Origin of the sequence: Halorussus caseinilyticus (assembly GCF_029338395.1) — an archaeon.
Taxonomy (GTDB): Archaea; Halobacteriota; Halobacteria; order Halobacteriales; family Haladaptataceae; genus Halorussus; species Halorussus caseinilyticus.
The window spans coordinates 2,531,499-2,545,857 of record NZ_CP119809.1; the positions used below are offsets into that span (position 1 = coordinate 2,531,499).

Consider the following 14,359-nt stretch of genomic DNA (forward strand, 5'->3'; position numbering starts at 1 on the left):
CCATGAGTCACGACAGCGCGGACCGCGACGACACCGACGAACTCGCCGACCTCGCGGCCGAACTCGTCGCCATCCCGACCGAGAACCCGCCGGGCGACGAGCGACCCTGCGCCGAGTTCGTCGTGGACTGGTTCGCCGAGCGCGACATCGACGCCAGTCTCGTAGAGAAACCGAGCGCCGAGCGAGCGCAAGCAGTCGCGCAAGTCGGCGACCCCGACGCGGGTCCCACGCTCGTCCTCAACGGCCACCTCGACGTGGTGCCCGCGGGCGACCCCGACCAGTGGAGCCACGACCCCTTCGCGGGGACCGTCGAGGACGGGCGACTCTACGGCCGGGGGAGCGCCGACATGAAGACCAACGTCGCCGTCGCCATGCTCGCGGTCCGGGACCTCGCAGAAGAAATCGAGGAGGGCAATCTCGACGGGTCGCTGGTCTTCCACGGCGCGATGGGCGAGGAGACCGGCGACCCCGGCACCCGGACGCTCATCGAGGAAGGCTACGGCGGCGATTTGGCGGTCGTGCTGGAACCCACCGACTTCCGGGTCGGCACGAGCGCGAAGGGGGTCGCCACCTTCCGGGTCGGCGTCTCGGGGTCTGCCTCCCACGCGAGTCGCCCCGACCAAGGCGTCAACGCCATCGACGCCGCTCGGCCCGTCCTCGCGGCGGTAGAGGAGTACGACCGTCGCGTGCGCGAGCGCACGGACCCGCTCGTCGGGCGGGCGTACGCGACCGTCACCGAGTTCGAGGCCGGGACCGACTCGAACATGGCGGTGCTGGCCGACCGCGCGGAGTTCCTGCTGGACCGGCGCGTCCTGCCCGACGAGACCTTCGCGGAAGTCGAGGACGAAATCGAGACACTGCTCGCGGGCGTAGCGCGCGAGTCGGGCGTCGAGACCGACCTGACGCTGGTCCAGCACTACGCTTCCGCCGGAATTTCGCCGGACCATTCCCTCGCCGAGCGATTCCGGGGACTCTCGGCGGAGTTGGCCGACGCGCCCGCCGACCCGTGGGGGTTGGAGGCCGCGACCGACGCCCGGGAGTTCGTCGCGCGCGGGACGCCAGCGATTATCTGGGGACCGGGCGAACTCGCGCAGGCCCACACCGCCGACGAACACGTCGAGTTGGACGACGCCGCGCTCGGCCTGCAAATTCTGACGGAGGCCGCGAGGGGAGTGCTGTCGGAGGGTTAGAGCGACACGCCGTCGAGACTCGCGTCGAGGTCGGCCACGTAGTCGTTGAACGACTCCACGAACGCGGGCACGTCCTCGGCGAGGTTGCGCACGTCGGGGGCCGACGGCGGTTGATACTGCGAGAGGAGGTAGATGCCGCCCTCGCCGCCGACCCGGAGGTAGGACGCGCCGCCGTCCTCCCACTTGAGTTCCCAGCGGTTGCCCGCGACTCGGGCCGAAAAGGACCCGTAGTCGCCGCCCTCGTAGCGGGCGAGTTGGTGGGCCATCCGGTCGGCAACGTCGCGGACGCGCCCGAGGATTCGGTCGCGCTCGGCCACGACGGACTCGGTGGACGCCACGTCGGGGAAGTCGGCGGGAACGCCGTCCAGCACGCCGTCCAGCGACCGGACGTAGCGGTTGAACGCCGCGACGAAGGCGTCGTAGTCGGTCATCGCGTCGGCGAGGTCCTCGGGGTCGGGTGGCTGGTGGGTCGAGACGACGTAGGTCTCGGCCTTGCGGCCCTCGAACAGGAGAAACTGGAGGTCGCCCGCCTCGTACTTGACGGTCCACTCGCCGCCGTCGGTCTCGAAGGTCCGCTTGCCGTAGTCGCCGCCCTGAAGCAGGGCGAGTTCGCGGGCAATTTTTCCGGCGTGGTCGCGGACCCGCGAGACCACTTCGTCCCGGCGCTCGGCCGGGTCTTCGGCGGATTCGACGGCGAGGTCGAACTGCTCTGTCATCGGTGACTCTCGGGACGCGACCGACAAAAGGTGCGTGACCTGCGCGTCGGGGGTCGTCGTGGGTTACTCTCCCTCGGCGCGCGGACTCAACCTTCTCCACCCCGGCGCGTGCGGGCGCGACCCGCGAGTGGTCGCGCCCATCCGCGCGAGGGACGAGTATCGCAGGGAGAAGCGACCGGAGGGAGCGACGACCGAGAAACGCAGTCGGTTGGGGAGGCATGTGGTCCGCGGGAGCGGTGCGGGGCGGTGCTGTGCGGTTCTGATTGGTTCAAGCCTGAAGCTAGCTTTTCTCTATCTCTCCCGTTCCCACGCCCGAAGCTACCTCACCAAACACCTCTCACCAAACACGTCCTCCACCCGAAACACCACCTCCAAAGAAGCGAACGACACCCTCACGGTCCATCAAGCATCACCTACGCCCATGCGAGTCAGCGTCATCGGCGGAAGCACAGTCACCGACGAGCAGGCCGCGAGCGCCGAGGAAGTCGGCCGACTCCTCGCCGACCGGGGTCACACCCTCGTCTGCGGCGGGTTGGGCGGCGTGATGGAGGCCGCCTGCCGCGGCGCGAGCGAGGCGGGCGGACGGACCGTCGGCATCCTCCCCGGCGAGGACCGCGCCGCGGCCAACCCCTACGTGGACACCGCCGTCGCCACCGGACTCGGCCACGCCCGGAACGCGCTGGTGGTGCTGAACGGCGACGCCGTGATTGCGGTGGACGGCGGCGTCGGCACCCTCTCGGAACTCGGCTTCGCGGGCGTCTACGACCGGCCCGTCGCCGGACTCGGAACCCACGACGCGCCGGGCGTCGAAGCCGTCGCCTCGCCCGCCGACGCGGTGACGTTCGTGGAGTCGGCCACCGACGAAGACGTTTGAGCAATAGAAATAAGCCTTATAGGTATCTTTAGATGGCTAAAGAAACGGATTTCAATCGTTAGGACGAGTCCGACCGACGCGGTGCGCGTCGGTCGGACGGCGCGACGACGGCGGGGTTCGAGCGTCGCGAACCGGGGCCGGTCAGCCAAATCCGGAAGGATTAAACTTCGGACGCGCTTTGGTTTACTTGCGGGCCGGTGGGGTAGCTTGGTATCCTTCGGCCTTCGGGTGGCCGTAACCGCGATTCGAATTCGCGCCGGCCCACTACCAACCCGCAACTTCTGACGGAGACGACGAACGGCGTACGGATTGGCGTATCGAGTCCGGTCGCCGTGGATGTGCTGCGCATAGTTGACAGTTACTTGTCACTCCCGAGCAGTCGGTCGCGGCTTCGTTCACCGCCGCGTCAGCGCATCAGGACGGGTATTTTTCCCTTATATATGGCAGTAAATTCAAGTATTTGCAACCGAAACCTCCGCGGAGAATGACGGCGAAGACGCCCTCCGGACCCCGGAAACTGCCCATCATTGGGAACACCCACCAATGGGTGAAAGGCCCGTGCGAGTTCAAAGAGCGCGCGGCCGAGTACGGTCGCGTGGTGAACTACAAAGTCATCGGCATGGACTCGTACATGCTCACGGAACCCGAAGACATCGAACGAGTCCTGATGAACACCGGAGACGAGTTTCACAAACACGAGCAAATCAAAGAGCAACTCCGAGACGCAATCGGTACGGGTCTGTTTACCAGCGAGGGCGAACTGTGGGAGCGCCAGCGAGAAGCCATGAAGCCCGCGTTCTATCTCGAACACACCAAAAACTACGCACAGAGTATGGTCGGGCGGGCGTCCGACGCCGCCGACTGCTGGCACGACGGCGAGACCATCGGTCTCCGACGCGAGATGCAACAGGTGACGCTGGAAATCCTCCTCGAAGCGATGCTCGGTGCCGACATCGACATCGCCGACCGAGGGATGTACGATGCGGTCGACGACCTGCTCGCGGTCCTCGAACCCAGTAAACAACCGATTACGATGCTCGCGCCGGATTGGGCACCGATTCCCTTCCTGCGTCGCCGCAAGGAGGCAATCGAACACCTCGAATCGCAGGTCTACGACATCCTCGAGTCGCGCAGGACCAGCGACGAGGACCGGAGCGACCTCATGTCGATGTTGCTGGCGTCCGACGAGGAGATGGACGACGAGCAAATCCGCGACGAGATGATGACGTTCCTGCTGGCGGGCCACGAGACGAGCGCGCTCACGTTGACCTACTCCCTTCACCTCCTGTCGCAGAATCCGGACGTGGCGCGGCGACTCCGCGAGGAACTCGACGAGGTGATAGACGGGAAACCCGAGTTCGAGGACGCGCTGTCGCTCTCGTACACCGAGTCGGTCGTGAAAGAGGCGATGCGGTTGTACCCACCGGCCCACGAACTGCGGCGCGCGCCGAAGACCGACGTGACCTTCGGCGACTATCTCGTTCCCGAAGGCTCGCTCGTCATCCTGCCGACGTGGGTCCTCCACCGCGACGAGCGCTTCTGGGACGACCCCGAGACGTTCCGACCGGAGCGCTGGGAGGAACAGGGGGACCGCCCCGAGTTCGCCTACTTCCCGTTCGGCGGCGGGCCGCGTCGGTGCATCGGCCAGCAGTTAGCCACCCTCGAAGCGAAGTTGGTCCTCGCGACGCTCCTGAAAGACTGGGAGTTCGAGCGCGAGTACGACGAAATAGAGCTGTCGGCCGGGCAGACGCTCCAGCCGAAAGGTGACGTGGAGATGACCGTCCACCGCCGCTGACGACTCCGAACACCCGCGGAGACGGCGCTCACCTACGCGTGGTACGAACTGGGCCGTCGCCCCGAAGTCCGGAAGTCGCTGGCCGAAGAAATCCGCGAAGTCGTCGGCGACGGCTCGCCCGTCGCCGACGACTTCGAGGCGCTGGGGCAGGTCCAAAACGTCGTGGACGAGACGCTTCGACTCTACCCTCCGGCGTGGGCGGTCAACCGCGAGGCGACCGAACGGGTGACCCTCGGCGGGTGCGAGATTCCGGAGGGCGCGCAGTTGATGATTCCCCAGTGGGTCCTCCACCGCGACGGGCGATTCTAGGACGACCCCGAGACGTTCGACCCCGACCGCTGGACCCGCGAGGGCGACCGGCCGGAGTACGCCTACCCCGTTCAGCGGCGGCCCGCGCCACTGCATCGGGATGCGGTTCGCCCGCCTCGAACTGGTGATGGCGCTGGCGACGATGGTCGGTCGGGTGGACCTCAACGTGACCACCGACGGACCGCTGGCGTTTCGGCCGTCGCTGACGCTCCGGCCGACCGTCGATATTGAGGCGACCGTCCGTCGTCGGTAACGCACTCGAACTGTACCGGTAGCGCGTCCGAATATTTCCGGCAGTCGCGGCGAACAACGTTTTATGTTTTCGGTGGGACCGACGAACGACGACACATGGCGACTGCCACAGGCGTAGCAATCGACCGCCGCCGGACGACGCGCACGATTCCGAGGGACACCCACAGCACCGCCGCCGAACCATGATGCGCGGCGACGGACGCGACGAGAAACGGGCCGACCCCGAAGACGGATTCGAACCCGCCGAACCAATCGACGCCGACCGTGAGCGCAGGGCCTCAACGGACACCACCGAACCGACCGCCGACGCCGAAAAGTCCGCACCCGAAGGCGACGACGGCCGACTCTCGATTCCGCTCGAAACCATCGCGGTCCTGAACTGGCTCGGCGAAGTCGGCGTCGATGGCGTCGAGTCCCGACTCCGGAAGGTCGCGGGCGACGACCTGAGCGTCGAGACCGAACAGGTCAAAATCGGCTACGCGGGACCGGAGACGATTCTCGACCAGTTCGGCGTCGAGGACCGCGCCGGTGCGCGCGTCCGGATGCGCAAGCCAGTCGCCGGAACCGTCTTGGTGCTGTTCCCGGTCAAGAGCGCGAACCGCGCGGCGTCGCTGATGCTCCAACGCGCAGTCGCGGACGCGGCGTCGGTCGTCGCCACGGAGATGGGCCGGGACGCCCTGACCGAACTCTGTAACGTGATGGCGAACGGCTTCGTGGACGAGTGGGCCGAGACGTTCGATACCTCCATCGACACCGGCGCGCCCGTGGCGGTCCAGAACCCCGAGATGACGCTCGTCCACCACGTCTTCTCGGTCTCGGACGTTGGTCTCTACCTCACCTCGCGGTTCCGAGTCGCCGAGGACATCGACGCGACCATCTTCGTTTTCCCCGGCGAAGCGGAGTTCGTCTCCGAGATTTCGCGGGTGAGTCCCGAGGTCATCGACCGCTGAGGGACATCGCGGTGGACTGGTTCGGGGGAGTGGATTTGTGACCGGTGGATGAGTTCGGGGGAGTGGATTTGTGACCGGTAGATGAGTTCGGGGGAGCTAGCTTCAGGCTTGAACCAATCAAAACCGCCCCGCACAGCACCGAACCGCCACCGCGAACCACACGCCTCCCCAACCGACTGCGTTTCTCGGTCGTCGCTCCCTCCGGTCGCTTCTCCCTGCGATACTCATCCCTCGCGCGGATGGGCGCGACCACTCGCGGGTCGCGCCCGCACGCGCCGAGGTGGAAAGTTACACAAATACCGACACCCCGAGTCGGCGTCAGTAGCGCGTGAACCCCTCGGTGTCGAGGTAGTTGTGCGCGACGGTGATGGCGTGGTCGGCGTGGAGCAGTTCCGGGCCGAGGCGCACCCGCGCGTCCGCGGCGTCCGCGAGCAGGGATTCCTCGTCGTCGCCGAAGTCGTGGTGGTCCGAGACGACGAACACCGGGTCCGCGGGCGGTTCCACGTCCGCAACCGGGTCGCCGTCCTCGTGGAGTTGGACGACCGTCCCGTCGCGCGCGGCCTCCTCCAGCACCGCCTCGAACCCCCGCTTGGAGATGTGGACGCCCGGCGAACTCTCGGCCTCCATGTGGCCGATGGCCTCGGCTTTCTCCTCCAGCGCACCCCGAATCAGGGCCGCCGTGCTTCGCTCGTCGGGGTTGAGTCGCCGGAGTTCGGACCCATCGAAGCGAACCGTCACCTCGTCGCGTAACACGAGGTGGACTTCCACGTCCTCCCGAATCGCGTGCGAGAGGAAGAACGCGGAGTTGACGCACCGACACAGCACGTCGAGGCGGCCCGCGCCGCCCGCGAGGTCGTCTAACGAGAAGTCGGGCGTCGTGGGCGCGTCGTGACCGAGGACGATGAACTGGCGCATACAGGCGGTTGTCGGCCGGGGATAATACGCGCGTCGGAAGTCGAGCGAACTTACCTCTCGTCGGCCTCTCGACGGCTCTCGGTCGCCACCGTTTCGGGGTCGAGCTGCACACGTTCGATGCCGATACCATCGAACGCTTTGTCGCTGGAGAGGATTGTGTCCCCGGCGAGTGCCGCGTGGAAAGCGTCGAAGACGTTCAGGCCGTCGTCGATGTACTCCGACGCTTGGAAGACGACCGCTTCCTCGATGTCGGCGTCGGTCATCTCCAAGATGCTGATAGCGGCTTTCTCTCGGTCGAACGAGAACTGCTCTTCGATGAGGAACAGTTCCACGAACGTGGTCAGCGATACGTCGAGGTCGTCGCCGTGTTCGGCGTAGAGTTCTTCGGCGCGTTCCGTGAGCCAGTCGTCACCTTTCAACAGCGCGACCCAGAAATCGGTGTCAGCGTACATGCTCCTCGGCTTCCTCGCGGCCGCGTTCGAGTCCGGCCTCGCGTAGTTCCTCGGTCGAAGCCGACTTGAACTCCTCGCTCGCCGCCGAGCGGAGGGCTTCGAGGGGGTCCTCCGGAATCGGGACGAGTTTGATACCGCTACGGAGTTCTACGAGTCGATACTCGTCACCGTACCGCTCGCGCGCCTCTCTCGGAATCGTAATTCGTCCCCGGTCGTCGGTCGCTACCTTGGTCATTTCCACGCCGTAGTAGGTGTGGGCGTCAGATACTTCTTTCCCACTTTCGAGTGAGAGATGGGAATGATGGCCGAAAAATAGGTCCGCGAGTAGCCGTTTCGTTCGAGCGCCGTGTCCCGGTCGAGACCAGCGGTTTCAGGCGGTGCTTACGTCGTCTCTCTCGAACGGAATCCCGATACAGTGGCCGACCGCGCCTCGAAGGTGAGTTCACCGTCGAACCCGCATACGTCACCGTCGAAAAGAGCCTCTGACCGACAGAGCCGCCGCTCGTTTATCGCAGTAACGCTCGTGTGCCACCGCCTGAAACCCCGTGTGCCGCCGTATAACTATGGATAAGACTCCCGACCTGTCGAAGTACAGCCGATAAGCCCGGCGCGACTCGCGGTCAGTCGCCGGGTAACTCGCGAACATCGGCGTTAGGGAGGCACCAAAGTATGAAGCTCGCAATGATTGGCTTCGGGCAGGCAGGAGGTAAAATCGTGGACAAGTTCGTGGAGTACGACCGGGAGACGGGAAGCAACGTCGTCCGGTCGGCAATCGCGGTCAACACCGCGAAGGCGGACCTCGCGGGACTCGAACACGTCCCCGAGCGAAACCGCGTCCTCATCGGACAGGCCCGCGTGAAGGGCCACGGCGTCGGTGCGGACAACGAACTCGGCGCGGAAATCGCCGAGGAGGACATCGACGAGATTCAGGGGGCCATCGACCACGTTCCGGTCCACGAAGTCGACGCGTTCCTCGTCGTCGCGGGGATGGGCGGGGGCACCGGGTCGGGCGGCGCGCCCGTCCTCGCGGGCCACCTCAAGCGCATCTACACCGAACCGGTCTACGGACTGGGCGTCCTGCCCGCCGAGGACGAGGGCGGCATCTACACGCTCAACGCCGCGCGGTCGTTCAAGACGTTCGTGGACGAGGTGGACAACCTGCTCGTGTTCGACAACGACGCGTGGCGCGAGACCGGCGAGTCGGTCCGCGGAGGCTACGACCGAATCAACGAGGAAATCGTCCGGCGGTTCGGCATCCTCTTCTCGGCGGGCGAGGTCCAAGAAGGTCAAGAAGTCGCCGAGAGCGTCGTAGACTCCAGCGAAATCATCAACACGCTCTCCTGTGGCGGCGTCTCGACCGTCGGGTACGCCACGGAAGAAGTCGAGACGGCGGGCGGCGGTCTGCTCGGCCGGTTCTCCGAGACGGACCTCGACGCCACCGAGACTACCAACCGCATCACGAGTCTCGTCCGGAAGGCGGCGCTCGGGCGTCTCACGCTCCCCTGCGAGGTCCGAAGCACCGACCGCTCGCTGGTGGTCATGAGCGGGCCGAACGACCACCTCAACCGGAAGGGAATCGAGCGCGGCCGGAAGTGGTTGGAGAACGAGACCGCGAGCATGGAGGTCCGGGGCGGCGACTATCCGATGTCCGGCACCGACCGGGTCGCCGCGGTGACGCTGTTGTCCGGGGTCACGGACGTGCCGCGCATCAAGGACCTCCAGAGCGTCGCAGTCGAGACCAAGGACAATCTGGAGGACATCGAGGAAGAGAGCGAGGAGAATCTGGAGAGTCTGGTCCGAGACGAGAGCGACGAACTGGAAGCCCTGTTCTGAGAAGTCGCGCTGGAGACGCTAGCCTTTTTAGGTGAGTCTACCTGCGCCAACACATGGCTAGGTTCGGAGGGCGCGACCATGAGTAATCGGTTCGAGTTCGGAGAGAACTGGGAGTCGTATCTCGACCAGTTAACCGACGAACAGGTAGCGCAAGCCGAACGAGAGCTGAGAGACGTGTTCGACCGCGACTCGCTCGACGGCCAGTCAGTAGTGGACATCGGGTGTGGAAGCGGCCTGTTTTCGCTCGCGGCCCACCGCTTGGGCGCGAGTGAGATTGTGAGCTTCGACTACGACGAGGACTCTGTGACGTGCTGTCGCCGGTTGAGAGACGAGACCGACGCCGACGATTGGACGGTCGAACGGGGAGACATCCTCGATAGCGAATTCGTGGCCGGTCTCGGCGAATTCGACGCGGTGTACTGCTGGGGCGTCGTCCACCACACCGGCGAGATGTGGCGGGCGATAGACCACACGACGCGATTGCTGGCCGACGACGGCCGTCTGTGTCTGGGCATCTACAACAAAGTCGAACGCGGCGAGTCGCTCTACAACTCCTTCGTAGCCCGCCGAATCAAGCGCGCGTTCAACCGGATGCCTCGGCCGGTACAGAAACTGCTGGTCTTCGGGTACGGCGGAGCGCACCTCACCGCTCGGACCCTCCTGAAACGCGAAAGCCCGCTCGCGTATCTCGACTCCTATCGCCAGAACCGCGGTATGGACTACTGGCACGACGTTCGAGACTGGCTCGGGGGCTATCCGTTCGAGTTCGCAACCCCGAGCGAAGTCCAAGAGTACGTGGCGACGCATCATCCGAGCCTCGAACACGTACGCACGGACGCGCCGAAGAACTATCCGGAGACGGTGAACACCTACGTATTCCAGCACTAGCACGTCCGGACGAGTGACTCTCGGTACGCCGACGTGTTCAGGGATTAGGGGAGACGACTCACCAGAAAGTAGAGCGTGACTGACTACCAGACGCGGGCCGCGGGCGTCCCGCACTCCTCGCAGACCACCGCGGCGTCACCCTTGAACTCCTCGCGCGCCAAGGTCCCCGCCGCGCACCAACTGCAATCGTCACCGACGAGCGCGGCGAGAACTGGTTCCGACGTATTCTCTGAGGCTACTTGTTGCATCGTTCCGAACAGAACGACACCGGATAATTAAAGTACCGGAAATGTATCGGCGGTTGACACCCCCTCGTCGGAGGGTCGAGTCGCGTTCTCCCGCCGAACGTTCGCAGAGTTTATACGCTACTCACGACATTCGCCCACCATGAATAGCGTACGCGAGGCGACCGACGACCTTCTCGCGGACCGGCCCGGACTCGAATCGGACCTCCGCGAACTCCTCGCGGTAGACGCCGACGCCGACGGGTGGGCCTTCGACGACGTGCCCCTCGACTCGGGGACCTTCGGCGAGTTGGTCTCCCGCGACATCGTTGCCAAGGACGGCGACGAGTACGAAGTCGCCGACCCCGAGGCAGTCCGAGCGAGTCTCGACGGCGAGACCCCGCCCGGCACCGAGTCGGCGGACGAGAGCGACGACTCGTCGTCGCTCTCGTCCGCGTCGGGGGTCTCGCTGTCGCTCCCGTCGCGGACGGAGACGGGCGCGCTCGGGGTCGCGCTGGCGTTCGTCTTCCTGATGCGGACCTACGTCTTCCCGAGCGTCTTCCGGGGCGAGTACGTCGTCCTCCCCTCGAACGACCCCTACTACTACCGGTACTGGGTCGAACGACTCTCCGCGGAAGCGACCGGCGCGTTCGACTTCAGCGTCCTCTCGGGACTTCCCATCGAAGTGGCGAAGGGCGAACCGCTGATGGTCGGGGCGCTGTGGTGGCTGACCAACCTGCTCGGCGGTGCCGACGCCGCCGGGTTCGTGCTGGCGTGGTACCCCGTCGTCTCGGCGCTCGTCGTCGCCGCCCTCGTCTACGCGCTGGCGGTCCGCGTGACCGACGACCGGCGGGTCGCGCTGGCGTCGGTCGGCGTCCTCGCGGTGATTCCGGCGTTCGCCTACCGGACCGGTCTCGGCTTCGCCGACCACCACGCCTTCGACTACCCGTGGCTGGCGCTGACTGCGCTCTCGCTGGCGTGGGTGGCCGACGTGGACCGCGAGCGCCTCTCGGCAGTTCGGCCGTGGGTCGCGGCGGGCGTGCTGGGGGTCGCAGTGGCCGGACAGGTGATGGCGTGGGAGGCCGGACCGCTCCTTATCGGTGCGCTCGGTGCCTACGTCGCGGTCCGGGCCGCCGCGGACGTGCGGGCCGACCGGTCGCCCCTCGTAGCCAGCGCGCCGATACTCGTGGGACTGGCGGTGGCGTCGGTGCTGTCGCACCTCGCTCACGCCGGGTTCGGGTGGCACACCGGCGTCGTGGCCTACTCGCCCGCGCTGTTGCTGGTCGGCGTGCTGGGCGTCTCGCTGGCGGGCGAGGCGGTCCGGCGGGCCGAGATGCCCGCGTTCGTTCTCGGCGGCGCGGAAGTCGCAGGCGGCCTGAGCGGACTCGTCCTGTTGCAGGTGTTTCTCCCCTCGTACGCCGCGCGACTCGGCGAGCGAGTCGGGTCGCTCCTCTTTTTCTCCGGGGCGGCCGAAACCCAGTCGCTGTTCGCTGGCGGTGCGCTCGGACTCCTCCTCGGGCCGATATTCGAACTCGGGTTGGCGTGGTTCTTCGCGTTGCCGGTACTCGCGGGGGTCGGCGCGCGCGCCTACCGGCGTAGCCACGCGCCGTGGCTGGTCGTCTGCACCTACGGCGGGTACTTCCTCGTGCTGGCGACGCTCCAGCGGCGGTTCGTCGGCGAGTTCGCGGCGTTCGCGGCGATACTGGCGGGCTACGGCTTCGTCGCCGCCGCCGCGAAACTCGACGTGATTTCCCCGCCCGCGTTCGGCGACGACGGGTCGCGCGACGGGACGCCGCTTCCGTCGCTCGAACTCCCCGACAGAGGGACGCTCACGGCGGTCCTCGTCCTGTTCGTGCTGGTCGCCAGCGTGGGCACGCTCCAGACCGCGGTCCGCCACCAGCAGGTGCAGATAGCCGACGACAAGTTCGAGGCCGCGGCGTGGATGGACGGCCACGCCGACGAGCAGGGGTGGGAGTACCCCCGGAACTACGTGCTGAGCAAGTGGGGTCGGAATCGGATGTACAACCATTTCGTGAGCGGCGAGGCGAAAGGCTACCACTTCGCCGAACAGCACTACGAACCGTTCCTCGCGTCGAAAGACCCCGAGGGACAGTACCGGGAGTTGCAGGGCAACGTCGGGTTCGTCGTCACCAAGGACCTCGACGTGCAGAAGGTGCCGAAAAACTCCAACTACGCCCGACTCCACCTGCGATACGGGAGCGCCGGGCCGAACGGAGCGACCGGCGCGGGCCACTACCGGGCGCTGTACGCCAGCGACGACGGGTCGGTCAAGGTGTTCACGCCGGTTCCGGGCGCGAACGTCACCGGCGCGCGCTCGGCCAACGCGACCCTGACCGTCTCGAAGTCGGTGGAAATCGAGGGCGCGTCGTTCGAGTACCGGCGGAAGGTCTCGACCGGACCCGACGGCGAGTTCTCGGTGACGGTGCCGTACTCGGGGACCTACTCGGTCGGCAACCGAACGGTGGCGGTGCCAGAGAGTGCGGTCCAAAACGGCGGGAACGTCAGCGTCGGCGGGTAGCGAAGTTCTATCTCCCTCGCTACCACGTCAGTCCCTCGTAGGTGATGCCCTCGCGCCGTTCCACGATGCGCCGCCCGTCCACGACCACCGGGTCGGCCATCGCGTCGAAGGCGTCGTCCAGCGCCGCGAACTCGTCCCAGTCGGTGACGACGAGGGTCCCGTGCGCGCCGTCGAGGGCGTCGGCGGCCGACCGCGCGTACTCGATGTCGGGGAACCGCTCGCGCATGTTCTCGGTCGCTACCGGGTCGTAGGCGACGACTTCGGCACCGCGCTCGCGCAGACCCTCGACGACCGGGATGGCGCGGGAGTTTCGCACGTCGTCGGTGCCGGGTTTGAACGCGAGTCCGAGGACCGCGACCCGCTTTCCGGCCGGGTCGAGGTGGGTTTCGAGCAAGTCGAGGAGTCGTTCGGGTTGCTCGTCGTTGACTTCGACGGCGGCCTCCAGCATGGCGGGGTCGTAGCCAGCGTCGCGGGCGGCGGCGATGAGGGCGGCCACGTCCTTCGGGAAGCAACTGCCGCCCCACCCGACGCCCGACCGGAGGAACCGAGCGCCGATGCGGTCGTCCAGTCCTAGCGCGTCGGCCACCTCGTAGGCGTCCACGCCGTACTCCTTGCAGACGTTCCCGAGTTCGTTGACGAGGCTGACCTTCGAGGCGAGGAAGGCGTTGTTGGCGTACTTCATCATCTCTGCCTCCCGAATCCCGGTCTCGACCAGTGCGGCGTCGGCGTCGGCGAGTAGGGGTTCGAACACCTCGCGGAGTCGGTCGCGCGCGAAGTCGGTGTCGGTGCCGAAGACTATTTTGTCGGGGTCACGGAAGTCGGCGACGGCGCTCCCCTCCCGCAGGAACTCGGGGTTCGCCGCCACGTGGAGGTCCTCGCCCGGCGTCTTTCCGGACGCCTCGGCCAGCAACGGCGCGACGGTCTCCTCGGTGGTACCGGGGACGACGGTGGACTTGACCACGACGACGTGCGGGTCGTCTTTCGACGCCAGCGCCTCGCCGAGCGACCGGACGCCCGCCTTCAGCACGCCGAGGTCGATGCGCCCGTCGTCGCCGGTGGGCGTCGGCAGTGCCAGAAACGTCACGTCGGTCTCGCGCACGGCGGCGTAGTCGGTGGTCGCTCGCAGGCGCTCGCCGCCGTACTCGGCCACGAGGTCCGCGAGTCCCGGTTCGTGAATCGGTGCCTCGCCGGACTCGATGGCCGCGACGACTCCCTCGTCTATGTCCACGTTCGTCACCTCGTGGCCGTAGTCGGCGAGACAGGCCGCGACGGTGGTGCCGACGTACCCGCTCCCGACGATGCTGACGTTCATCGTGCGTCCCTGTCGCGGCGCGCGCCCTTCAGGATTCGGTTCGAGGTGTTCGTGGTCGTTCTAGATGTTCGTGGTCGTTCTCTCGGCGTCGGCGAATCGGCGGCGTCGGG

General features: G+C 66.6%; 13 protein-coding genes, 1 tRNA gene and 2 pseudogenes. 10 read left to right on the forward strand and 6 right to left on the reverse strand.

The genetic code is table 11. The features are described from left to right. Window positions 1-2 precede the first annotated feature (2 nt). A complete protein-coding gene (locus P2T60_RS12810; RefSeq protein WP_276279645.1) occupies window positions 3-1,190 on the forward strand; it encodes a M20 family metallopeptidase in 1,188 nt (395 codons plus the stop codon). Here the strand turns inward: P2T60_RS12810 and P2T60_RS12815 are convergent. Beyond that, a complete protein-coding gene (locus P2T60_RS12815; protein ID WP_276279646.1) occupies window positions 1,187-1,906 on the reverse strand; it encodes a profilin-fold protein in 720 nt (239 codons plus the stop codon). The two genes, P2T60_RS12810 and P2T60_RS12815, sit on opposite strands and share 4 nt — an antisense overlap. Window positions 1,907-2,327: 421 nt before the next feature. Here P2T60_RS12815 and P2T60_RS12820 point away from each other — a divergent pair, with 421 nt between their 5' ends. The 6 genes and pseudogenes from P2T60_RS12820 (at window position 2,328) to P2T60_RS12845 (ending at window position 6,086) form a co-directional block, all read left to right on the forward strand. Beyond that, window positions 2,328-2,780, forward strand: coding sequence for a TIGR00725 family protein (locus P2T60_RS12820; RefSeq protein ID WP_276279647.1), 453 nt, complete (start codon window positions 2,328-2,330; stop codon window positions 2,778-2,780). Between the two features lie 191 nt (window positions 2,781-2,971). After that, a tRNA-Pro gene (locus P2T60_RS12825) sits at window positions 2,972-3,044 on the forward strand. A gap of 220 nt (window positions 3,045-3,264) precedes the next feature. After that, window positions 3,265-4,575 (forward strand): cytochrome P450, encoded by a 1,311-nt coding sequence (locus P2T60_RS12830; protein WP_276279648.1) that lies wholly within the window; start codon window positions 3,265-3,267, stop codon window positions 4,573-4,575. A gap of 33 nt (window positions 4,576-4,608) precedes the next feature. After that, window positions 4,609-4,884: pseudogene (locus P2T60_RS12835) on the forward strand (cytochrome P450); the annotation flags it as partial. Between the two features lie 76 nt (window positions 4,885-4,960). Then, window positions 4,961-5,137, forward strand: a pseudogene (locus tag P2T60_RS12840) (cytochrome P450); the annotation flags it as partial. A 181-nt stretch (window positions 5,138-5,318) separates the two neighbouring features. After that, on the forward strand, window positions 5,319-6,086 hold the full coding sequence (locus P2T60_RS12845; RefSeq protein ID WP_276279650.1) for a chemotaxis protein CheC: 768 nt from the start codon (window positions 5,319-5,321) through the stop codon (window positions 6,084-6,086). Window positions 6,087-6,404: 318 nt separating this feature from the next. Here the strand turns inward: P2T60_RS12845 and trmY are convergent, their stop codons facing one another. From trmY to P2T60_RS12860, 3 genes are read right to left on the reverse strand one after another with little or no spacing between them, the layout of a single operon-like run. After that, window positions 6,405-7,001: a tRNA (pseudouridine(54)-N(1))-methyltransferase TrmY gene (trmY, locus tag P2T60_RS12850; RefSeq protein WP_276279651.1), complete on the reverse strand. Its 597-nt coding sequence runs from the start codon at window positions 6,999-7,001 to the stop codon at window positions 6,405-6,407. Window positions 7,002-7,051: 50 nt separating this feature from the next. Beyond that, window positions 7,052-7,453 (reverse strand): type II toxin-antitoxin system VapC family toxin, encoded by a 402-nt coding sequence (locus P2T60_RS12855; protein ID WP_276279652.1) that lies wholly within the window; start codon window positions 7,451-7,453, stop codon window positions 7,052-7,054. Continuing rightward, window positions 7,443-7,688 (reverse strand): AbrB/MazE/SpoVT family DNA-binding domain-containing protein, encoded by a 246-nt coding sequence (locus P2T60_RS12860; protein WP_276279653.1) that lies wholly within the window; start codon window positions 7,686-7,688, stop codon window positions 7,443-7,445. Before P2T60_RS12860 ends, P2T60_RS12855 begins: the two co-directional genes overlap by 11 nt. A gap of 434 nt (window positions 7,689-8,122) precedes the next feature. Between P2T60_RS12860 and P2T60_RS12865 the strand changes: the two genes are divergently transcribed. Both P2T60_RS12865 and P2T60_RS12870 read left to right on the forward strand, forming a co-directional pair. After that, window positions 8,123-9,286 (forward strand): tubulin/FtsZ family protein, encoded by a 1,164-nt coding sequence (locus P2T60_RS12865; RefSeq protein ID WP_276279654.1) that lies wholly within the window; start codon window positions 8,123-8,125, stop codon window positions 9,284-9,286. Between the two features lie 78 nt (window positions 9,287-9,364). Further along, window positions 9,365-10,174: a class I SAM-dependent methyltransferase gene (locus P2T60_RS12870; protein ID WP_276279655.1), complete on the forward strand. Its 810-nt coding sequence runs from the start codon at window positions 9,365-9,367 to the stop codon at window positions 10,172-10,174. A gap of 83 nt (window positions 10,175-10,257) precedes the next feature. On the opposite strand, the gene P2T60_RS12875 is transcribed toward P2T60_RS12870, so the two are convergent. After that, a complete protein-coding gene (locus P2T60_RS12875; protein ID WP_276279656.1) occupies window positions 10,258-10,422 on the reverse strand; it encodes an HVO_A0556 family zinc finger protein in 165 nt (54 codons plus the stop codon). A 139-nt stretch (window positions 10,423-10,561) separates the two neighbouring features. Here P2T60_RS12875 and P2T60_RS12880 point away from each other — a divergent pair, with 139 nt between their 5' ends. After that, a complete protein-coding gene (locus P2T60_RS12880; protein WP_276279657.1) occupies window positions 10,562-12,937 on the forward strand; it encodes a hypothetical protein in 2,376 nt (791 codons plus the stop codon). 19 nt (window positions 12,938-12,956) lie between these two features. Here P2T60_RS12880 and aglM read toward each other — a convergent pair whose 3' ends face one another. Next, window positions 12,957-14,249, reverse strand: a complete 1,293-nt coding sequence (gene aglM, locus P2T60_RS12885; RefSeq protein WP_276279658.1) for a UDP-glucose 6-dehydrogenase AglM — start codon at window positions 14,247-14,249, stop codon at window positions 12,957-12,959. Window positions 14,250-14,359 lie beyond the last annotated feature (110 nt).